Origin of the sequence: Vibrio anguillarum, assembly GCF_003390515.1 — a bacterium.
GTDB classification, from domain to species: Bacteria; Pseudomonadota; Gammaproteobacteria; order Enterobacterales; family Vibrionaceae; genus Vibrio; species Vibrio anguillarum.
This window is the reverse complement of sequence record NZ_CP031479.1, coordinates 2,245,944-2,266,876: the sequence shown is the minus strand read 5'-3', so window position 1 is coordinate 2,266,876 and position 20,933 is coordinate 2,245,944. Positions and strand designations below refer to the sequence as shown.

The 20,933-nt window shown below is 45.2% G+C and carries 20 protein-coding genes; 2 read left to right on the top strand and 18 right to left on the bottom strand.

The genetic code is table 11. From position 1 onward, the window contains the following. Window positions 1-253 precede the first annotated feature (253 nt). The gene (glyA, locus tag DD616_RS13745; protein WP_208871803.1) at window positions 254-1,504 is read left to right on the top strand and encodes a serine hydroxymethyltransferase; all 1,251 of its coding nucleotides are present in this window, start codon (window positions 254-256) and stop codon (window positions 1,502-1,504) included. Window positions 1,505-1,621: 117 nt separating this feature from the next. Here glyA and DD616_RS13740 read toward each other — a convergent pair whose 3' ends face one another. The 13 genes from DD616_RS13740 to leuS all read right to left on the bottom strand — a co-directional run bounded on the left by DD616_RS13740 (window position 1,622) and on the right by leuS (window position 14,630). Then, a complete protein-coding gene (locus tag DD616_RS13740; protein WP_013857344.1) occupies window positions 1,622-1,948 on the bottom strand; it encodes a hypothetical protein in 327 nt (108 codons plus the stop codon). A 153-nt stretch (window positions 1,949-2,101) separates the two neighbouring features. After that, window positions 2,102-3,070, bottom strand: coding sequence for a lipoyl synthase (gene lipA, locus DD616_RS13735; RefSeq protein WP_013857343.1), 969 nt, complete (start codon window positions 3,068-3,070; stop codon window positions 2,102-2,104). A 5-nt stretch (window positions 3,071-3,075) separates the two neighbouring features. After that, window positions 3,076-3,729 (bottom strand): lipoyl(octanoyl) transferase LipB, encoded by a 654-nt coding sequence (lipB, locus tag DD616_RS13730; protein WP_017043433.1) that lies wholly within the window; start codon window positions 3,727-3,729, stop codon window positions 3,076-3,078. 213 nt (window positions 3,730-3,942) lie between these two features. Continuing rightward, entirely contained in the window at window positions 3,943-4,221 is a 279-nt protein-coding gene (gene ybeD / locus DD616_RS13725) for a DUF493 family protein YbeD (protein ID WP_208871802.1), read from the bottom strand. Window positions 4,222-4,340: 119 nt separating this feature from the next. Next, window positions 4,341-5,519: a serine hydrolase gene (locus DD616_RS13720; RefSeq protein ID WP_017045828.1), complete on the bottom strand. Its 1,179-nt coding sequence runs from the start codon at window positions 5,517-5,519 to the stop codon at window positions 4,341-4,343. A gap of 92 nt (window positions 5,520-5,611) precedes the next feature. Further along, on the bottom strand, window positions 5,612-6,394 hold the full coding sequence (locus DD616_RS13715) for a septal ring lytic transglycosylase RlpA family protein (protein WP_208871801.1): 783 nt from the start codon (window positions 6,392-6,394) through the stop codon (window positions 5,612-5,614). A 2-nt stretch (window positions 6,395-6,396) separates the two neighbouring features. Beyond that, complete coding sequence (gene rodA, locus DD616_RS13710) at window positions 6,397-7,518, bottom strand: rod shape-determining protein RodA (RefSeq protein ID WP_013857338.1); 1,122 nt, start codon at window positions 7,516-7,518, stop codon at window positions 6,397-6,399. Then, complete coding sequence (mrdA, locus tag DD616_RS13705) at window positions 7,518-9,398, bottom strand: penicillin-binding protein 2 (RefSeq protein WP_013857337.1); 1,881 nt, start codon at window positions 9,396-9,398, stop codon at window positions 7,518-7,520. The genes rodA and mrdA overlap by 1 nt, the downstream gene beginning before the upstream one ends. Window positions 9,399-9,404: 6 nt before the next feature. Continuing rightward, entirely contained in the window at window positions 9,405-9,875 is a 471-nt protein-coding gene (gene rlmH, locus DD616_RS13700) for a 23S rRNA (pseudouridine(1915)-N(3))-methyltransferase RlmH (RefSeq protein ID WP_013857336.1), read from the bottom strand. Between the two features lie 3 nt (window positions 9,876-9,878). Further along, a complete protein-coding gene (rsfS, locus tag DD616_RS13695; protein ID WP_013857335.1) occupies window positions 9,879-10,196 on the bottom strand; it encodes a ribosome silencing factor in 318 nt (105 codons plus the stop codon). Between the two features lie 62 nt (window positions 10,197-10,258). Further along, complete coding sequence (gene holA / locus DD616_RS13690; protein ID WP_013857334.1) at window positions 10,259-11,284, bottom strand: DNA polymerase III subunit delta; 1,026 nt, start codon at window positions 11,282-11,284, stop codon at window positions 10,259-10,261. 9 nt (window positions 11,285-11,293) lie between these two features. Beyond that, complete coding sequence (locus DD616_RS13685) at window positions 11,294-11,920, bottom strand: LPS-assembly lipoprotein LptE (protein WP_088732067.1); 627 nt, start codon at window positions 11,918-11,920, stop codon at window positions 11,294-11,296. 136 nt (window positions 11,921-12,056) lie between these two features. Beyond that, the gene (gene leuS, locus DD616_RS13680; RefSeq protein ID WP_208871800.1) at window positions 12,057-14,630 is read right to left on the bottom strand and encodes a leucine--tRNA ligase; all 2,574 of its coding nucleotides are present in this window, start codon (window positions 14,628-14,630) and stop codon (window positions 12,057-12,059) included. A gap of 122 nt (window positions 14,631-14,752) precedes the next feature. Here leuS and DD616_RS13675 point away from each other — a divergent pair, with 122 nt between their 5' ends. Then, window positions 14,753-15,223: a zinc ribbon-containing protein gene (locus DD616_RS13675; protein ID WP_029388304.1), complete on the top strand. Its 471-nt coding sequence runs from the start codon at window positions 14,753-14,755 to the stop codon at window positions 15,221-15,223. Between the two features lie 51 nt (window positions 15,224-15,274). Here the strand turns inward: DD616_RS13675 and lnt are convergent, their stop codons facing one another. From lnt to miaB, 5 genes are all read right to left on the bottom strand, one after another. After that, window positions 15,275-16,795, bottom strand: coding sequence for an apolipoprotein N-acyltransferase (gene lnt / locus DD616_RS13670; protein WP_199867931.1), 1,521 nt, complete (start codon window positions 16,793-16,795; stop codon window positions 15,275-15,277). A 33-nt stretch (window positions 16,796-16,828) separates the two neighbouring features. Further along, window positions 16,829-17,704, bottom strand: a complete 876-nt coding sequence (gene corC / locus DD616_RS13665) for a CNNM family magnesium/cobalt transport protein CorC (protein WP_010317353.1) — start codon at window positions 17,702-17,704, stop codon at window positions 16,829-16,831. Window positions 17,705-17,789: 85 nt separating this feature from the next. Next, the gene (ybeY, locus tag DD616_RS13660; RefSeq protein WP_013857329.1) at window positions 17,790-18,254 is read right to left on the bottom strand and encodes an rRNA maturation RNase YbeY; all 465 of its coding nucleotides are present in this window, start codon (window positions 18,252-18,254) and stop codon (window positions 17,790-17,792) included. Beyond that, window positions 18,254-19,354, bottom strand: coding sequence for a PhoH family protein (locus DD616_RS13655; RefSeq protein WP_017045820.1), 1,101 nt, complete (start codon window positions 19,352-19,354; stop codon window positions 18,254-18,256). The genes ybeY and DD616_RS13655 overlap by 1 nt, the downstream gene beginning before the upstream one ends. Window positions 19,355-19,424: 70 nt before the next feature. Continuing rightward, window positions 19,425-20,849 (bottom strand): tRNA (N6-isopentenyl adenosine(37)-C2)-methylthiotransferase MiaB, encoded by a 1,425-nt coding sequence (miaB, locus tag DD616_RS13650; protein ID WP_208871799.1) that lies wholly within the window; start codon window positions 20,847-20,849, stop codon window positions 19,425-19,427. Between the last annotated feature and the right edge of the window lie 84 nt (window positions 20,850-20,933).

The following is a 20,933-nucleotide window of genomic DNA, read 5'->3' as shown; positions in this document are numbered from 1 at the left end:
GTAATTGCAGCTTTACAAGGTGTAAAGCAGAATGGTTGACATACTAACTCATCATTATCCAACTTACTGTTTAGCATGAGTTACCTCACTATCCATTATGAAAAAACTGCATGATAATTTCTGTAATTTGTTCTTTATGACCCAGATCAAATTATGTAGAATGTGCGCCATATTACGGTGACGAAAACGTTTGCTTTTGGTCGTTGTGTGGTTTTTTTGAAACTTTCAGTAAAATCTGAGTCAGGAGATACAGATGCTTAAGCGTGATATGAACATCGCAGATTACGATGCGGACCTGTTCGCAGCTATTCAAGAAGAGACTCTTCGTCAGGAAGAACACATTGAACTTATCGCTTCGGAAAACTACACAAGTCCACGTGTAATGGAAGCGCAAGGTTCACAGCTCACCAATAAATACGCTGAAGGTTACCCAGGTAAACGCTATTACGGTGGTTGTGAGTTTGTCGATAAAGTAGAAACACTGGCGATTGAACGTGCGTGTGAACTGTTTGGCGCAGACTATGCGAACGTGCAGCCGCATTCTGGCTCACAAGCAAACAACGCGGTTTATATGGCGTTGCTTAACGCAGGTGATACCGTATTAGGAATGAGCTTGGCACACGGTGGTCATTTGACTCACGGTTCTCCTGTCAACTTTTCCGGTAAGCTGTACAACATCATTCCTTATGGCATTGATGCAAAAGGTCAAATTAACTACGAAGAGATGGAAGCATTAGCGGTTGAGCATCAGCCAAAAATGATCATCGGTGGCTTCTCTGCTTATTCACAAGTTTGCGACTGGAAAAGAATGCGTGAAATTGCTGATAAAGTGGGCGCTTACTTGTTTGTTGATATGGCGCATGTAGCTGGTTTGATTGCGGCGGGTGTTTACCCTAACCCTGTTCCTCATGCCCACGTAGTGACGACCACTACCCACAAAACATTGGCAGGTCCTCGTGGTGGCCTTATTCTTTCGAATGCAGGTGAAGACTTATATAAGAAGCTTAACTCAGCCGTATTCCCTGGTGGTCAAGGTGGTCCTTTAATGCACGTTATCGCAGGTAAAGCGGTCGCGTTCAAAGAAGCTCTAGAACCAGAGTTCAAAGAGTATCAAAAACGCGTAGTCGCCAATGCGAAAGCGATGGTGGCCGAGTTTTTGGCTCGTGGTTACAACATTGTTTCAGGTTCCACAGAAAATCACCTGTTCCTTGTCGATTTGATCGATAAAAATATTACAGGTAAAGATGCTGATGCAGCATTGGGTGCGGCTAACATTACAGTGAACAAAAACTCTGTACCGAATGATCCGCGTAGCCCATTTGTCACCTCTGGCATCCGCGTGGGTTCTCCATCAATTACTCGCCGTGGTTTTACTGAAGCTGATGCGAAAGCACTAGCTGGATGGATGTGTGATATTTTGGACAACATGGGTGATGAATTTGTTATTCAAGCAACGAAGGCAAAAGTGTTAGAAATTTGTAAGCGTTTGCCTGTATACGCGTAGTTTTACGCACAATAAAAAAGCTCCTAATATTTAGGAGCTTTTTTATTTGGTCATTATTTATTTTATTGAGCACCAATAAGAAGAGTGGCCTCTCGCTGTTGAATGTGCTCTTCAGAATTATTTTGCAATGCTGAGCAATGTGCCTGACTTACATTGAAAAGAGTAATATTTAGTGCTCTCGTTAAATTTGCCTAAACCTTCACCATCACAATACTCAATATTAATATTGCGCATAGTATCAAGTGTCTTTTCGCTATTTAAGGCAAACTTAGAGCCGTCAGCGCAGACAATACGAACGCGGCCATCATCACTCACAGAGTAAATGTTGACTTCAGTATTACAAAGCTCAAAGGAGGCTTCACGATAGTTATCTTGCTGAGTATTAGACGCACAACCGGCCATTAAAGTGGCTGTAACAAGTGCTAATGTACTGATCGTTTTCATATTAATAAATCCCTAGCTTTGTTATCTATTTTCTATGCCGTTAGCCTATAGAACATAGAACATAGAATCAATATTCAAGCTTCAATCATTAACTGAGCAGAGTCCCAAAAACCGATGAGTGAACATCGGCTTGATTGAACTTGTGCTGTGTGGTTATTTCACTTCTAGCCCTTTGGCTTGCATATCCGCATGATAGGAGGAACGTACGAACGGGCCACAGGCGGCGTGAGTAAATCCAAGCTCTAGTGCGATCTCTTTAAGTTCGTCAAATTCAGACGGTGGAACGTAGCGTTCAACTGGCAGGTGATGGCGACTCGGTGCTAAATATTGACCAAGAGTAAGCATTGTGACGTCGTGAGCTCGAAGATCTTTCAATACTTCCACTATCTCTTCTTTTGTTTCACCAAGCCCCATCATGATGCCTGATTTGGTAGGGATACTTGGATGTTGTTGCTTGAATTTCTTCAACAGTTCCAGTGACCATTTATAGTTTGCCCCAGGACGCGCCTTACGATATAGACGTGGTGCGGTTTCTAAGTTGTGGTTAAACACATCCGGTGGGTTATCTTTGAGTAGTTCAAGGGCGATATCCATTCGGCCACGAAAATCCGGTACTAACGTTTCGATACGGATCTCTGGGTTTAATGCTCGAATTTCACGGTTACAGTCGGCAAAATGTTGGGCACCACCATCACGTAGGTCATCACGGTCAACTGAGGTGATAACCACGTATTTCAACTTCATATCCTTAATGGTTTGCGCGAGTTTTTGTGGTTCGTTTGTCTCTGGGGCATTTGGCCGTCCATGAGCAACGTCACAAAATGGGCACCGTCTTGTACAGATGGCGCCTAAAATCATAAAGGTGGCGGTTCCGTGGTTAAAGCATTCTGCTAGGTTAGGGCAAGACGCTTCTTCACACACCGAATGGAGATTATTTTTACGCATTGCCGATTTGATCTCTTGGATGCGTTGGCTATCACTCGGCAGCTTAATTTTCATCCACTCGGGCTTACGCAAAACTTCTTTTTGTTCGGCGGCTGGCATATTTTTTACAGGAATTAATGCCATTTTATCAGCGTCGCGGTATTTAACGCCTTTTTCCATTTGGATCGGTTTGCTCATGCTTTTTACCTTTGAAGAGGTGCTTCTGTGCTGAATTCTACTTGCTCGTAAGCCAATATGTTAACGAGTTCTATTATAAGTTGTTTTTCTACGGTTTGTAGTTCTGTCGGGCCGCCCAGTTCACTGACTTGGGCCATTTCTAAACCCTGATAGCCACAAGGGTTAATGCGTAGGAAAGGGGAGAGATCCATGTTGACGTTTAGCGCTAAACCATGAAACGAACAACCTTTACGGATCCGTAACCCAAGAGAGCAGATTTTTTTCCCTTTGACATAGACACCAGGGGCATCCGGTCTTGCGGCTGAGTCAATACGGTATGCTTGCAAGGTATTGATCACGATCTGTTCAATTTTGGTCACTAATTCTCTTACACCTAATTTTTTGCGGCGCAAATCGATCAAGAAATAAGCCACCAGTTGGCCTGGACCATGGTAGGTAACTTGGCCGCCTCGGTCACTTTGTACCACTGGAATATCGCCAGTATTGAGAAGATGCTCAGCTTTACCTGCTTGGCCTTGGGTAAAAACTGGTTGATGCTCGACAAGCCAAACCTGATCCGGTGTGCTTTCGGTTCTTGTATCGGTAAATTCATGCATAGCTTCCCATACAGGAAGGTATTCTTGGCGACCCAGACGTTTTACAACAAGCGAATTTAACATCAGCGTGACTCATCTACCGTATAAATAAAGTTTTTGGATTATAAACTTCTTCCAGCGAATGGACTACTAATGAGGACGATAAATTTGTCCTTAGTGTGATGGGGTATATGCTAGCTATATGATTTATATTAAAAAAGCAGCCTAAGCTGCTTTCAAAAAAAATTGAATAAATCAAAAAATGAGAGGCTAGGCATCTCAATCACGGTTTTTGGGCTACAGAACCATACGTACGATATCGATCTCGCCTAGCTCTTTGTACAGTATTTCAACTTGCTCGATAGAGGTGACGGTAATGTTAATCGATAAGGAGTGATAAGTCCCTTTTGCACTGGGTTTAACTCGTGGGCTGTAATCACCTGGAGCGTGACGTTGGATAACTTCAAGAACCTTCTCTGGAAGTTCGGGCTTTGCGTGGCCCATCACCTTGTAGGTAAATGAACAAGGAAACTCGAGTAAGTCTTTGAGTTTTGCATCAGAGTTGATAGTCAGCATAATGGAAACTCCCGTTGATAATTCGATTAGCGGTGGCGAATACTACAGCGAATGTTGATGGAACTCAATAATCACAAAGCCGCGGTAAGGCGGCTTTGTTTTATCTTCTACAAGGGATATCAGAATAACCCTTTGAAAAGCAATATAATGTAGTCCCAAAGACGGCTAAATATGCTGCCTTCATCAACATTTTCTAATGCCAAAAGAGGGTATTCAGCCACGTCTTTGCCATCAAGCTGGTAGTAAAGCTTACCGACCACATCACCTTGGCTTATTGGTGCTCTGAGCTCTTTTTCAAGAACAAAGCTTGCGCTGAGATCTTTCGCTTGACCGCGAGGCAGTGTAACGTAAGTATCTTCATTGACACCAAGCGCCACTTTATCTTTGTCACCCATCCAGATTTTTTCTTCGACGAATGTTTCACCTGCTTTGTGTGGCGCAACGGTTTCGAAGAATCTAAAGCCATAGCTCAGAAGTTTTTTGCTTTCTGATTTACGAGCATTTTCATCTTTGGTCCCCATAACCACAGCAACGAGGCGCATTTTCCCTTCCGTTGCAGAGCTAACTAAACTGTACCCAGCATTACTCGTATGACCGGTTTTAATACCATCTACGTTCATACTTTTATCCCACAGCAAACCATTTCGGTTGTACTGGGTAATCCCGTTATAGGTATATTTCTGCTCTGAATAAATACGGTACTCGTTTGGTACATCACGAATCAACGCTTGACCTAGTAGCGCCATGTCATATGGAGTTGAATAGAGATTTGGGTTATCTAGACCGTGTACGTTAGCAAAGTGCGTATTGCTCATTTTTAGTGAACTTGCCCACGCATTCATTAGGTCAACAAAAGCGTCTTCTGAGCCAGCAATGTGTTCAGCCATCGCCACGCAAGCGTCATTACCAGACTGAATGATGATACCTTTGTTCAGTTCTTCTACGGTAACGGTGGTGCCGACTTCAATAAACATTTTAGAAGAGTCAGGGAAGTTTTTAGCCCACGCATTTTTACTGACCACCACTTTATCTTGTGGAGAGATATTGCCACGTTTAAGTTCTTGGCCAATCACGTAGCTGGTCATCATTTTCGTCAAACTTGCAGGTGAAAGTTTGGTGTTCATCTCTTTTTCTGCCAGCACTTTACCTGAATGGTAGTCCATCAACACATAGCCTTTAGCGGCAATTTGAGGAGCATCAGGTATCACGATAGGCGCAGAAAATACTGAGCTAGTAAAGGTTGCAGAAAGCGCAATAGAAGACGCTAGAATCGGTTTTAAGAATGTGTGTTTTTTCATGAGGAATGCAAATTATCTTATTAACTGTCCATATCTTAACAGAAACGACCTATCAAACCAGAGCTTGAATCAAGATCACTGGATTTGATAAGTCACTGAGTGACGGGTTGCGCTTTGATGAAGGCGGTCTCGTAACCGAGTAATTTAACTTTTTCTAGCGTTTGTTGAGTCAGGGCATCGTCATTAAATGGCCCTAAAAATACGCGATGACTGCCATTCACACTGTCTACAAAGCTTTCAACCGTCAATGTTTGACTCAATTGTTCGGATAAAGTTCGTATTCTTTGCTCTGATTTTGCAGAGGCAACTTGGATGAGATATTGAGCCTTCTTTTTCTGTGGTGACGTCGTGATGGGTTTATCGATGGTGATGACTTCGATAGCCACATTCGCAGTCCCGGTTTGAACTACACCCAATTTGTAAGCGGCAGCGTAACTTAAATCAATAATTCGTCCCTCATGAAAGGGACCGCGATCGTTTACCCGAACGATCGCAGTTTTTTTGTTATCTAAATTCGTTACTTTAACGTAGCTGGGTAACGGCAACGTTTTATGGGCGGCCGTCATCGAATACATGTCGTAGATTTCACCGTTGGATGTCAGATGTCCATGAAACTTTTTTCCATACCACGAGGCTTGGCCTTTCTCTGTAAATCCTTTGGCCTCTTTGACAATGGTGTAGTTTATGCCTCTCAAAGTGTAATTCTTGTTGCCGCCCAAACTATAGGGTTCGTATTGCGGATGTGCATCTTCAATATGCTCAACCGAGAGTGGCGTGTTAGGGGCCACGTCGTCTGTTATTGAATAGCGGCTTGAAGAGCTACAACCGATGAGAAATAGACTCGTTAATATAAAGATAAATAGGGATTTTCTCATGCTTAGGTTGCCTTAGAAAATGCTTTTCGGTGAGTGTGGATAGACATCAGTATGCCAAAGCCAGCCATGAGAGTGACCATGGATGTGCCACCATAGCTGATGAGAGCTAAGGGAACACCAACCACGGGTAAAATACCACTGACCATACCTATATTTACAAAAACGTAAACAAAGAAGCTGAGTACAATACTTCCAGCCATCATTCGGCCGAAAGCCGTTTGTGCGTTGCTCGCGAGGTATAGACCACGTCCGATGATAAAAAGATAAATAGCGAGTAAACACAAGATGCCAATCATGCCCCACTCTTCAGCAATGACGGCAAAAATGAAGTCGGTGTGCCGCTCAGGTAAGAATTCAAGTTGCGACTGTGTGCCGTGTAGCCATCCTTTTCCTGACAACCCTCCAGACCCAATGGCTATTTTACTCTGAATGATATGATAACCTGCACCGAGAGGATCGGATTCCGGATTGAAAAGGGTTCTGACTCGGGTTTTTTGATATTCACGCATCAGAAAGAACCAAAGCACAGGTATGAAGCCACCCAAAGCCACGGCGGCAGAAAAAATGATTCGCCAGCTTATTCCAGATAAGAAAATGACAAAAATGCCGGAGGCTGCAATCAATATTGAAGTGCCAAGATCGGGCTGCTTCGCGATTAGCACGGTAGGGATAAACACCATTAACAGCGAAACGACTAGGGTTTTAAAGGTGGGTGGAAGAGAACGTTTCCCTATGTAGCGAGCGACCATGAGAGGCACTGCGAGTTTAAGCAATTCTGAGGGCTGAAAACGAACAAAGCCTAAATTTAACCAGCGCTGAGCTCCCTTGGACGATTCGCCAAAAAACAGCACGCCGAGCAACAACAGTACGCCACAGAAAAACATAAAGGGTGCAAGAGACTCATAAGTTCTTGGGGAAATTTGAGCAAGAAAGATCATCACACCGAGAGCCAGTACCATGCGCATGGCTTGGCGATCCATCATAGTTAAGCTCTGACCGCTGGCGCTGTACATCACGACCAGCCCAAACCCCATCAATAACAAAATACCCAGCAGTAATGGCAAGTCGATGTGCAAACGCTCAAAAAGCGCTCGATTTTGTCCTGTTGAAGGATCCAGTTCCATTATTTTTCAGCCTCTTTACCTAGAATGGCGCGGTCAAATATTTTCCTAACAACGGGTCCACCATTGCCAGAACCTCCCCCTGCGTTTTCGAGTACCAGAGTGACAATAAGCTGCGGGTCATCTACAGGTGCAAAGCCTGTGAATAGGGCATGGTCACGAAGGTGTTCGGCTAATTCATCGGCCTTATACACTTGGTTTTCTGCCAAGCCAAACACTTGCGCAGTTCCAGATTTTCCAGCGCTGACATATTTCATATTGGTAAATGAGCGCCGTGCGGTTCCTTTTTTACCGTGGTTTACAAGACGCATGCCATTGATTGCGATGTCCCAATAGCGTTTCGGCACCCCTTCGATCGGTGGCGAAGTTTCTAATTCTGAAAGCTCTTGCCTGCTAAACTCTTCACCATTTTTGAGCGTCGAACGCAATAAATGCGGCGCAATCACTTTGCCGTGATTAACCAGCACGGAAGTCGCTTTGGCAATTTGCATCGGTGTTGATGTCCAATACCCTTGGCCAATGCCGACCGGAATCGTATCACCTTGATACCAAGGGGTTCGGTGACGTGCCATTTTCCACTCACGCGTTGGCATGTTCGCTTTGCCTTCTTCATAAATGTCTAAACCTGTATAGTCACCAAAGCCAAATTTCATCATCCAACTAGAGAGACGATCAATACCCAAATCGTAGGCGATTTGGTAAAAGAAGGTATCGACAGACTCTTCGAGCGCCTTATTAATGTCCACTCGACCATGCCCCCAGCGCAACCAGTCTCGGAAGGGCCGCGTTTTGGAGTTTGGTATCACCCAATAACCAGGATCATTACGTGTTGTTGTTGGGGTTATAACCCCTTCTTGAAGTGCAGCGACGGCAATAAAAGGTTTAATCGTTGAGCCGGGAGGGTAAATACCAAGTGTCGCTCGATTGACTAACGGGCGGTCTGGGTCATTGAGAAGTTCGTTGTAGGCGGCGCTAGAAATACCATGTACGAATGGGTTTGGATCGTAGCTTGGACTTGATGCCATGGTAAGGACACCGTTATCTTTTGGATCGAGCACTACAATTGAACCTCGACGGCCATCCAACAACTTGTGCACATAAAGCTGCAGATCAATGTCCAAGCTTAATACAATGTCTTTCCCTGCCACGGGAGGGACGTATTTTAAGGTGCGAATGATGCGTCCTCGGCTATTGACCTCAACTTCTTGGTAGCCAGCCGTGCCGTGCAGCACATCCTCATAAAAGCGTTCAATCCCCAGTTTGCCAATATCACGAGTGGCTTGGTAATTGGCTGAGCGCTCTTCGCGTTCTAGACGTTCCATATCTCGGTCATTGATCCTGGATACATAACCGATAACATGAGTGAGAACTTCACCATAGGGGTAGTAGCGCTTTAAGCTTGCGCTTACTGATACACCGGGAAACTTGTGCTGATTGACCGAAAAAATAGCCACTTCTTCTGGTGTTAACTGTGTCAAAAGCGGCACTGAATTAAACCGGCGTGTCTGACGACGCTCTTTTTCAAAGGTGGCAATTTTTTCTGGTGAGATGGTCAGGTATTGCTGTAAGCGCGTGATCGTATCATCCATATCGCGCACTTGCTCAGGTGTGATCTCTAAGTTGAATACTGGGCGGTTTTCCGCTAGTAGCACACCATTGCGGTCATAAATTAACCCTCGATTAGGCGCAATCGGGACGATTTTGATTCGGTTATCGTTGGATCGCGTTTTGTAATCTTGATATTGGTTAATTTGAATATGGTACAAATTGGTAAGCAGAACGCCCACCAGCATGATGATCGCAATAAAAGAGACAATTGCTCGGTTGCGAAACAGCCGAGCTTCTGATTGGTAGTCACGAATTTGGCTACGCTTACGTAACATGAATAGTTATTCTCGGTGATAAGGGTGATTAGCCGTAATACTCCAAGCGCGGTACAAACTCTCTGCCATGACCACTCGAACCAAAGGGTGAGGAAGTGTCAACGGCGAAAGCGACCAGCTCTGCTCTGCGGCGGCTTTGCATGCAGGAGAAAGCCCTTCAGGGCCACCAATTAAAATCGATACATCACGGGCATCGAGCTTCCAACTTTCAAGTTGTTCCGCCAGTTGTTCGGTATCCCAACGCTTACCTGGAATATCGAGAGTAACAATTCGATTGCTTTTTGGCACGGCCGCGAGCATAGCTTCGCCTTCTTTTTGCAAAATTCTTGCAATATCCGCATTTTTGCCACGTTTGCCCGCTTGTATCTCCACTAATTCAAGCGGCATATCGTGTGGAAAACGTCGGCGGTACTCTTGAAAGCCTTCTTCTACCCATTTCGGCATTTTGGTACCAACGGCAATCAACTGAATTTTCAAAACTTAACTCCAAAGTTTTTCAAGCTGGTACAGATCACGGTGCTCTTCTTGCATAACATGCAACATGCTGCTGCCCATGTCTAGCACGACCCATTCACCTTCACTTTCGCCATCCATACCCAGTGGTTCCATGCCCACTTTTTTGACTTCAGTTGCGACATGTTCGGCAATCGAGGCTACATGTCGTTTTGATGTGCCTGTGCAAATGATCATGTAATCGGTGATGCTAGATTTTCCCTTAACATCTAAGGTTTTGATATCAATGGCTTTCATATCGTCGGCTTTATCGGCAAGAAAGTCTTTCAATTCGTGGTGTTGCAAGCGTCATCTCCTTTAAAAATTGGTCTGGTTACTGACAAAATGGCGCGGAGTATAACACGCCTTCAAGCCAACTTTGATACAACGGACTGTGGCAAGCAAAATTCAACACTGATTTGCTGCAATATTGGCCAAGTTGAGGTTTCATACTGAGTTTTAGTTACTCTTTCGGCTTGGGTGAGTAATGCAATCAGCTGTTTGAGTTTATCTCTCGATAGTCTTTTTAAGCTTGCCGCGTACCAAGGTCGCTTGGATTGCCAAATTCGGTACTTATCAAAGATTGAGCCAATCGGCATCTGGGTTAAATCTTGATGCATTTGCAGCAGCAGTAGCAGCTCTTTTTGTAGGCTACGTATCAGAATCACAGGCTCAGTGCCTTCGGTAATGAGCTGGCGTAAAATACGTTGTGACCGATTCGCTTGCCCTTCGAGCAGCGCATCGACCCAGTGAAAGACGGTGAAGTGGTTATGTCGGCTTAATGACTCTTCTAAGCGGATCAGCGTCAGTAAGCCATCTGGATAGAGTAGCGCGAGTTTTTCTAAGCTTTGAGATAGTGCGAACAGATTGCCTTCATGCCATTGCGCCAGCATCTGCACTGCTTCTTGATCAGGTTTTAGCCCCAATGCGCGGCAGCGCATCATGACAAATTGTGGCAGTTTGCTGATATCCGGGGTTAAGCAACTCACCCAACATCCTAGGCTTGAGAGTGTCTTAAACCATTTAGTGCTTTCTTGTGCTTTGGTTAATTTCTCACCGATAATCACAAGTAGTACGTCAGGATGAAGCGATTGACCTAGGGCGACGAGCTCTTTTGCTGTTGCCGCATTTGCACCCGTTTCAGGTAATTCAATTTCAATGATTTTTTTGCTGGAAAATAAACTTAAAGCTTGGCAGCAGTCATAGACTTGATCCCAGTTTAAATGGGCATCGGCACTGAAACGATGACGTTCTTCAAATCCTTGTTCTAATGCTTTTTTCTCTATCGCCACGCGTGATTCTTGCAGCAATAGCGGTTCGTTGCCAAACAGTAAGTAAAGCCCCATCAAGGGCTTGTTTAAGTGATCGGCCAGCTTGTCAGCAAATATTCTCATTACTCGCCTTTAGTTTGTCGCAGGAGCCGTGAATTGTGACGGTTCACTTTCCACGGTGTTTATCTCATAGGCCTGCTGGTCTGTTCGCTGCTGTTCATTTTCTTGTTGTTCAAGTTGATGTTCATTCGCTGCAATATCGGCTTTTAAACGTGCCATTTGGCGTAAAATTTGAGTTGCGGCTAGTTTGCGCATTTCGTCTTCAATCATGTCTCGCTCTACCGATTTAGCGAGAGCAGTTAATGGGTTATCAAGATAGCTACGAGTTACACTGGTTGAAAACGTTTTTATCCCCACTTCAGGCAGAGTGACGCGATACGCTGCATTAAAAGTGAGTTCTTTTTCTGCCGCACGAGTATTTTGATAAAGCGAAAGCGTCCGTTCACCAACACTCTCGCTTATTAGATAGATGTTTGGCACCGTCTCTGAGGGGGAAACAATCTCAATGTCACTCATTCGTAATTGATTTTTTACCATACGAGTGAAGGTACTGTATTGGTCGTAGCTGGTGACAGAGACTCGATTGAGCTCTTCAGGAACGGAGTAATCGCCACGAAGATGAAAGCCGCAAGCGGAGAGTAGGCTGCTCATAATAACAATTAACGATAATTTCAGAGAGTAAGACGAAATTTGGCGCATTGGGGTTAAGTTCTCATATATTTAGGTGACTTATCTTAGCGCTCTATAGCTCTGTGGGTAAGAACGCTAAGATAAATCAACAGGGCAGCGAGCTACCCTGTTGATAAACCAGTTATTACGACATTAGGCTGCGATATTAGTTCGCAACGATGTTCAGTAACTTACCTGGTACATAGATAACTTTACGAACGGTTAAGCCATCCGTAAATTTCATGACGTTCTCGTCCGCTAAACCGAGTGCTTCAACCTGATCTTTACTTGCATCAGCGGCTACGGTCAGCTTACCACGAAGTTTTCCGTTAACTTGTAGGACGATCAGTTTTTCATCTTCCACTAGGGCGGATTCGTCGTAGGTCGGCCACACGGTATTATCTACATCACTCTCACCCAGTGCATTCCACAGTTCAAAGCTGATATGAGGAGTGATTGGGTAAAGCATGCTGACAACCGCTTTTAAAGCCTCGTCGAGAATGGCCCGATCTTGCACGGATTCTTGTGACGCTTTAGTGAGTTTATTCATCAACTCCATAATCGCAGCAATGGCGGTATTGAACGTCTGGCGGCGTGCAATATCGTCAGTCACTTTGGCGATGGTTTTATGCACATCACGACGCAGCGCTTTTTGTTCACCAGTCAGAGAGGCGCTATCTACCGCTTCAGCCACACCTTTAGCGCTATGTTCTGCAACCAGTTTCCAGACGCGCTTTAGGAAGCGGTTAGCACCTTCTACACCAGACTCTTGCCATTCAAGCGTCATGTCAGCCGGAGAGGCAAACATCATGAATAGACGAACCGTATCGGCGCCATACTTATCAACCATCTCTTGCGGGTCGATACCGTTGTTTTTCGACTTAGACATTTTGATCATGCCTGAGTGCTCAACGTTGCGGCCTTGGTTGTCTACGGCTTGAGTGATGCGGCCTTTACCGTCGCGTTCCACTTTTACGTCAGTTGGCGCTATCCACTCTTTGGTGCCTTTCTCGTTCGTGTGGTAGAACGCATCTGCCAATACCATGCCTTGGCAAAGTAGTTGTTTGAAAGGTTCATCAGAAGTGACATAGCCAGCATCACGCAATAGCTTATGGAAGAAGCGTGAGTAGAGCAGGTGCATACAAGCATGCTCAATACCACCGATGTATTGGTCTACTGGTAACCAGTAGTTTGCCTTCGCTGGGTCTAAAATATCGTCCGCTTGTGGTGAACAGTAACGAGCGTAATACCAAGATGACTCCATAAACGTATCGAAGGTATCGGTTTCACGTAGTGCAGGCTCGCCATTAAAGGTGGTTTTGGCCCATTCTTTGTCGGCTTTGATTGGGCTAGTTACACCATCCATCACAACATCTTCTGGTAGAATGACGGGCAGTTGATCAATTGGCACTGGGTGAACTTGGCCATCTTCAGTGGTCACCATAGGAATCGGCGCGCCCCAGTAACGTTGGCGAGAAACCCCCCAGTCACGTAGACGGAAATTAACGGTTTTCTTGCCTTTACCTTCAGCCTCCAGCTTGGCTGCAATAGCATCAAATGCTGCTTGGAAGGCTAAACCATCAAATTCGCCAGAACCAAACAGGACTCCTTTTTCAGTGTACGCAGCGCTAGACACATCGACTTCAGAGCCATCTTCTGGTTTGATGACTGGAATGATGTCTAGGCCATATTTGGTGGCGAACTCAAAATCACGTTGGTCATGAGCAGGTACGGCCATCACCGCGCCTGTACCGTAATCCATCAGCACAAAGTTGGCGATATAAATAGGCACTTCACGACCATTTAAAGGATGAATGGCCGTTAAGCCTGTATCCATGCCTTTCTTTTCCATAGTCGCCAGTTCAGCTTCTGCAACTTTGGTGTTCTTACATTCGTCAATAAAAGAAGCTAAAGCCGGGTTATTTTGCGCTGCAATGGTCGCTAATGGATGACCAGCCGCAATGCCCACATAAGTGACACCCATCAAGGTATCAGGGCGAGTGGTGTAGACGTCGAGATCTGAATGACCGTTGACACCAAACTTGAGCTCTACGCCTTCTGAGCGACCAATCCAGTTACGCTGCATGGTTTTGACCATTTCAGGCCAGCCATCTAAGTTTTCTAAATCGTCCAACAGTTCTTGTGCGTAGGCGGTGATCTTAATAAACCATTGTGGGATCTCTTTTTGTTCTACTGGTGTATCACAACGCCAGCAGCAGCCATCTTCAACTTGCTCGTTAGCGAGAACGGTTTGGTCGTTTGGACACCAGTTAACGGAAGAGGTTTTCTTGTAGACTAAGCCTTTTTGATACAGCTTAGTGAAGAACTCTTGTTCCCAGCGGTAATATTCTGGCGTGCAAGTGGCGAATTCACGGCTCCAATCGTAGCCAAAACCCAGCAGTTTTAACTGGTTTTTCATGTACTGAATATTTTCGTAGGTCCAAGGTGCTGGTGCCGTTTTGTTTTTTACAGCCGCATTTTCAGCGGGTAGGCCAAATGCGTCCCAACCAATGGGCTGCATGACGTTTTTGCCTTGCAGACGTTGAAAACGAGAGACTACATCACCGATAGTATAGTTACGCACGTGACCCATGTGCAGTCGGCCACTTGGGTATGGGAACATAGAAAGACAGTAGAATTTTTCTTTATTTGGGTCTTCACTTACAACAAAGGTCTTGTTGTCATCCCAGTGCTGTTGAACTTTTTGTTCAATATCTTGCGGGTTATATTGCTCTTGCATCGATGATATCCGGTTATCTTGGAATTTGTGAGTTCGGTTAGAACAGAGTCTAATAGATCGACATAGAATACCTAAAGCAGGGGTACACAACAATAGCCAATCTGGTTTGATGGAGGTGGGTGATGCCAAAACGTAAAACAAGTTACGAAGAGATTGTGGATGACGTGATTGAAACGCTCAAACATAGTCCTGATGAAATGTCCCAAGTTTTGCAGACATCAGGTAAGGTTGTTGATGCTGCCAATAATCTCACCAAAGATGAATTGGCGCTTATTTCTGCCTATGTAAAAGCGGATCTCAAAGAATTCGCGGATAGCTTTGAAGAGAGCAGAAGCAGCCCATTTTCATTGATGATTACCAATTCAATTTGGCAGGGGCTTTTTGAAATCACCGATAAAACAAAAGTGGAATGGGTGGAATTGTTTCAAGATTTAGAACGACAAGGTTTGTATCAAGCGGGGGAGATGATAGGCCTTGGGATGTTAGTGTGTGACCATTGTGGGCATAAAACCCAGTATAATCATCCAACTGAAATTATGCCTTGTATTCAATGTGGGCAAACGGCTTTTACTCGTCAGCCATTAAAACCTTAATTGTTGCTGATAGAAAACAACAAAAAGGCGCTGAAATGCGCCTTTTTGAGGTTAAGAGTGAGGTGAGTGACGTCTTGTCCATCCGACGATCAAACTGAGTAACACCCAGACGTAGAGCGGCCAAGTGCCGACAGCGTGATACGGCGTCTCTCCTTTGGTCGACGTGATGGTTGCTTTCAATACGGCCGTTTCAAATTGTGGGATCTGCTGCGTTATTTTACCTTTGTGATCCGTCACGGCGGTGACACCATTGTTGGTTGAACGAATGAGCGGTTTACCCAGCTCTAAAGCTCTCATCCGAGCAATCTCCATATGTTGCAATGGGCCATTTGAATGCCCAAACCACGCATCGTTAGAGAGGGTTAAGATAAAATCTGTTTCATCGGTGACATTCGCTCTGACTTGTTCATTGAAGATGATTTCATAGCACAGTGCCGCGGCTAGGTGTCTACCCTTGGCAATCAGATTCGGTTGAATATAGTCACCACGGCTAAATGAAGACATCGGCAAGTTGAAAAAGGGTGCGATGGGCCTGAGCCAATCTTCAAATGGCACAAACTCACCAAATGGCAATAAATGATGCTTATGGTAGCGAGCGTCAGAGTCATAACGGTAGTCGCCATAAGGGTTGGTGCCAAGTACCAGAATGCTGTTGTAAAAAGAGCGCTCTGGGCTTTGGTTGAGCACGCCTGTGACAATCGCACTGTCGTTCATTTTTGCCGCAGAATCTAAGTTACTCAAATAGGAAGGGATCTCGAATTCAAATGCGGGAATCGCTGCCTCTGGCCATACGATAATATCTGCGTCCCAGTTTTCTCGACTGAGATCGGTGTAGGCCATGATGGTTGGCCAGCGCTGATTGGGAAGCCATTTTTCCGCTTGCTTAATATTACCTTGAATCAGTGCGACGCGAGTTTGTGTGCTGGGATCGGGAGTGACCCAATCGAAATTGCGTAGTCCAAACCCCGTCGCCAATATGGTCAGAGGAATGAGCACGAGTATCCAAGAGCGCTTAAGCCACGTCATTGCTAGAGCGCTAGAACAGAGGAGCGTTAAGAAGGTGACCAGCTCAACGCCTCCCAGTGGTGCGAAACTGGCAAGCGGGCTATCAATTTGACTATAACCAAGCCATAACCAAGGAAAGCCGGTCATTACCCAGCCTCGAAGCCAATCGGTAATTAGCCAAAGCGCAGGGGTGGCTAATAAAAAATGGCTGATGGTGTTATGACGGAAAAAACGGTTGAGTAAGCCAGCGAAAAGCCCAGAATAAAGGGCTAAATAACCGACCAATAATGACATCAGGAACAGGCTGGCAATTTTGGGCATACCACCAAAGGTATCAATACTGACGTGCACCCAACTGATGCCAAAAGCAAAAAAACCTAAGCCCCAGCAGTAACCTATCCATGCTGCTTTTTTAGCTGGTTGCTGATTAATGAGCAACAATAGCAACATGGGGGTGAGTATGGCCAGCGGCCAAAACTGATAAGGAGCAAAAGCGAGTGGGGTTAATGCGCCAACAAAAGCGGCCGCAAGCGGCCGCATTAGGCGATGAAAAAGTGCTTTAATCATCTATCTCATTCTGCTGATGTGAATGGGGTTATGTCACTCTTCTGCTATCACTGGAAGTGATTCAAGATCAGGAATAGTGACTTGCAGTTGAACCACTCGGCGGTTATCTGCTGCGGTGACTTTAAAGCTGTATTTGTCGATCTCTACAACTTCGCCACGGCTTGGCAGGTGGCCAAAGGCCGTCATCACCAATCCCCCTACAGTATCCACTTCTTCATCGCTGAACTTAGTACCAAAGGTTTCGTTAAACTCTTCGATGGTGGTCAGCGCTTTAACTGCAAAAGTATGTTTGCTGAGCTTACGGATATCCAATTGTTCTTCATCATCGAACTCGTCTTCAATGTCGCCAACGATCTCTTCCAAAATATCTTCAATGGTCACTAAGCCAGACACGCCACCGAATTCATCCACGACGATCGCCATGTGGTAACGCTCCTCTCGGAACTCCTTCAATAAGCGATCAACCCGTTTACTTTCTGGTACCACGACTGCCGGGCGGATCACTTCTAAAATGTTAAAAGGTGCACTGTCTGAACCTAAATATTTGAGTAAGTCCTTCGCTAGTAGAATGCCTTCAACATGGTCTTTATCTTCACTGATCACTGGATAACGTGAGTGCTGAGCATCGGTGATCAGCGCAATTAAGGTATCCAAGTCATCGTTTTTATCGATAGTGACCATTTGTGAGCGTGGGATCATAATATCACGCACGCGCATCTCAGAAATCTCCATTACACCTTCAAGCATATCTCTTGTGTCATGGTCGATAAGGTCATTGATTTCAGAGTCGCGGATCACATCTACAAGCTCTTGGCGATCTCTCGGATCACCTTGAAATAATTGGCCTAGGCGTTCAAAAAAGGACTTTCTACTCGGACCTTCAGAATTCTGGGGGTTATCTTCGTTCATTGTTTCTCTAATTTTCCTCGCTATCAGATGTGTGATAGCACACGTATCGTACCGACTTTAGCGGTACTAGCTTCATTGTCTGGAGCTATTCCTTCTCAGCAATATACGGGTCTTCAAAGCCCATTTTTTGCAGAATTTCAGTTTCAAGAGATTCCATCTCTTCGGCTTCATCATCATCGATATGATCATAACCTAGCAGATGTAGACTGCCGTGTACAACCATATGAGCCCAGTGTGCCATCAACGGTTTTTGTTGCTCATCGGCTTCTTGTTCCACCACTTGGCGGCAAATGACAAGGTCACCGAGCAGATCCAACTCTATGCCCGGAGGCATCTCAAAAGGGAAGGATAGCACGTTGGTCGGCTTATCTTTTCCTCGGTAATCGCGATTGAGCTGTTGACTCTCTTCGGAATCAACAATTCGCACAGTGACTTCCGCTTGTTCCTGAAATGGGGTCACCGCGTGAGTTAACCAATGGCTGATATCATCAAAAGTAGGTAACCCTTGCTCATTTTTGACCGCTAATTGTAAATCTAGTTCGATACTCATTATTCACCAACGTTTTTTGTTGCGGTTACTGTATTCACTTCAGTAGAAACATCCACAGACTTTACTTCTCGCTCTTCACGACGACGTTGCTCTTGAGCTTTACGCTCTTTTTGGTCCTGAGCTTCCCATTTTTCGTAAGCGTTGACGATACGAGCAACCACTGGATGACGTACGACATCATCAGACAAAAAGAAGTTGAAGCTGATTTCGTCAACTTCATTGAGCACTTCAATGGCATGGCGAAGACCTGAACGAGCGCCACGCGGCAAATCGATTTGTGTCACATCACCCGTAATAACGGCTCTTGAATTAAACCCAATCCGTGTCAGGAACATTTTCATTTGTTCAACGGTAGTGTTTTGACTTTCATCTAAAATAATAAAAGCATCGTTGAGCGTACGTCCGCGCATGTAAGCGAGTGGCGCAACTTCAATCACATTGCGTTCAATGAGCTTTTCTACTCGCTCAAAGCCAAGCATTTCAAACAACGCGTCATAAAGCGGTCGTAGGTACGGGTCGACTTTTTGGCTTAAATCACCGGGTAGGAAGCCCAATTTTTCACCTGCTTCAACCGCCGGCCGTGTTAACAAAATTCGACGAACTTCTTGGCGCTCTAGCGCATCAACTGCAGCGGCAACGGCTAAGTAGGTTTTACCTGTCCCTGCAGGGCCAATACCAAAGCTGATGTCGTGCGTCACCATGTTAACGAGATACTGAGCTTGGTTAGGCGTACGCGGTTTTATCAGCCCTTTCTTGGTCTTAATGAAGACTTCTTTGCCATGTTGAATACTTGATTCAGACGGCTGCTCAAGGATCCCTGAATCTTTGATGGCTAGATGAATTTGCTCTGGTTCGATATCAGGAATTTGACCACGTATGGGTGAGGTATTAACGTACAAAGATTTGATAATATCCAACGCAGCCGCGGCAGTGTGTGGTTTACCGACTATGGTGAAAAACTGGCTGCGGTGATTAATTTCAACACCAAGACGGCGTTCTAATTGTTTGATGTTGTCATCGAATGGACCGCACAGGCTAGCAAGACGGCGGTTGTCTGAAGGTTCTAGATCTATCTCTAGCGTAACAATTTTATTGCTCAATGTTGCCTCTCAGTTTGCCATGGTACAGTGCCCGATTATGATCGAGCACTGTATGACATTATGCTTAAACCTAAGGTGTAAAAGTGGCTACCCCTAGCTCATTTTCTCGACGTGTTTTCGCCATCATCTGCGTTGGCGAAATCACACTGCGAAGGTCCATGTCTTTTTCGGTACGCACAATCTCACCACGCAGTGAGTTTGCAAATACATCGACAATTTTCACATCGACAAATTGGCCAATCAGATCGGCGGAGCCTTCAAAGTTAACGACACGGTTATTTTCGGTACGGGCGCGAAGCTCCATTAGATTTTTCTTAGATGGGCCTTCGACTAATACGCGTTGTTCTGTACCTAACATCAAACGTGAGTAACGCATCGCTTGTGCGTTGATTGTTTGCTGCAGTTCATATAAACGCTCTTTTTTGGCGTCTTCTGATAAATCACATGGGTAATCAGCGGCTGGTGTACCCGGGCGAGGGGAGAAGATAAAGCTGAAGCTCATATCAAAATCAACGTCTTTAATCAGCTTCATTGTATCTTGAAAGTCTTTATCTGTTTCACCGGGGAAACCGACAATAAAGTCAGAACTAATTTGTATCTCTGGGCGCGCCTTACGCAGTTTGCGAATAATGGATTTGTACTCAATCGCGGTGTGTGGGCGCTTCATCATGGTTAGGATTCGGTCTGAACCACTTTGTACCGGAAGATGCAGGAAACTCACCAGTTCAGGTGTGTCTTCATAAACGGCAATAATATCGTCGGTAAATTCGAGTGGGTGGCTGGTGGTGAATCGAATGCGATCAATACCATCAATGGAGGCGACTAAACGTAGCAGATTAGCAAATGAACAGATTTCACCATCGTGCATAGGGCCACGGTATGCGTTAACGTTTTGTCCTAAAAGATTGACTTCGCGTACACCTTGCGCCGCGAGTTGCGCGATTTCATACAACACATCATCCATCGGGCGACTGACTTCTTCACCGCGAGTGTAAGGTACTACGCAGTAAGTGCAGTATTTTGAACACCCTTCCATAATAGAGACGAATGCAGTTGCGCCGTCTGCTTTTGGTTCTGGTAAACGGTCGAATTTTTCAATCTCTGGGAACGAAATGTCCATGACTGGCGCATCGTTGGTTTGCGATTGTTTTATCATTTCTGGCAAGCGGTGTAGGGTTTGCGGGCCAAAAATAACATCGACAAAGGGAGCGCGTTCACGAATGTGATCACCTTCTTGGGTTGCAACACAGCCGCCAACGCCAATCACGACGCCTGGTTTTTTATCTTTCAATGTTTTCCAACGACCCAGTTGGTGAAAGACTTTCTCTTGTGCTTTTTCTCGGATCGAACAGGTGTTAAGTAATAATACATCTGCTTCCTCTGGCTCTTCCGTTAGCTCGTAGCCGTTTGCAGCGTTAAGCAGGTCGGCCATTTTTGATGAATCGTATTCGTTCATCTGGCAGCCCCAGGTTTTAATTAGCAGTTTCTTACTCATCTCACTTTCGCTCGTCTTATTGGTCTAAATTGGTTGAACTAATGCTCAAATTGTAGCCGCCATCTCGGCGGTAAGCCGCGTATT

Coding starts and splice junctions, on each gene's coding strand:
- glyA (WP_208871803.1), top strand. CDS start 254: ATGCTTAAGCGTGATATGAACATCGCAGATTACGATGCGGACCTGTTC.
- holA (WP_013857334.1), bottom strand. CDS start 11,284: ATGAGAATATTTGCTGACAAGCTGGCCGATCACTTAAACAAGCCCTTG.
- mrdA (WP_013857337.1), bottom strand. CDS start 9,398: ATGTTACGTAAGCGTAGCCAAATTCGTGACTACCAATCAGAAGCTCGG.
- rodA (WP_013857338.1), bottom strand. CDS start 7,518: ATGGAACTGGATCCTTCAACAGGACAAAATCGAGCGCTTTTTGAGCGT.
- lipB (WP_017043433.1), bottom strand. CDS start 3,729: ATGTTAAATTCGCTTGTTGTAAAACGTCTGGGTCGCCAAGAATACCTT.
- lipA (WP_013857343.1), bottom strand. CDS start 3,070: ATGAGCAAACCGATCCAAATGGAAAAAGGCGTTAAATACCGCGACGCT.
- corC (WP_010317353.1), bottom strand. CDS start 17,704: ATGAACGAAGATAACCCCCAGAATTCTGAAGGTCCGAGTAGAAAGTCC.
- leuS (WP_208871800.1), bottom strand. CDS start 14,630: ATGCAAGAGCAATATAACCCGCAAGATATTGAACAAAAAGTTCAACAG.
- DD616_RS13740 (WP_013857344.1), bottom strand. CDS start 1,948: ATGAAAACGATCAGTACATTAGCACTTGTTACAGCCACTTTAATGGCC.
- ybeD (WP_208871802.1), bottom strand. CDS start 4,221: ATGCTGACTATCAACTCTGATGCAAAACTCAAAGACTTACTCGAGTTT.
- ybeY (WP_013857329.1), bottom strand. CDS start 18,254: ATGAGTATCGAACTAGATTTACAATTAGCGGTCAAAAATGAGCAAGGG.
- DD616_RS13685 (WP_088732067.1), bottom strand. CDS start 11,920: ATGCGCCAAATTTCGTCTTACTCTCTGAAATTATCGTTAATTGTTATT.
- DD616_RS13715 (WP_208871801.1), bottom strand. CDS start 6,394: ATGAGAAAATCCCTATTTATCTTTATATTAACGAGTCTATTTCTCATC.
- DD616_RS13675 (WP_029388304.1), top strand. CDS start 14,753: ATGCCAAAACGTAAAACAAGTTACGAAGAGATTGTGGATGACGTGATT.
- DD616_RS13720 (WP_017045828.1), bottom strand. CDS start 5,519: ATGAAAAAACACACATTCTTAAAACCGATTCTAGCGTCTTCTATTGCG.
- lnt (WP_199867931.1), bottom strand. CDS start 16,795: ATGATTAAAGCACTTTTTCATCGCCTAATGCGGCCGCTTGCGGCCGCT.
- miaB (WP_208871799.1), bottom strand. CDS start 20,849: ATGAGTAAGAAACTGCTAATTAAAACCTGGGGCTGCCAGATGAACGAA.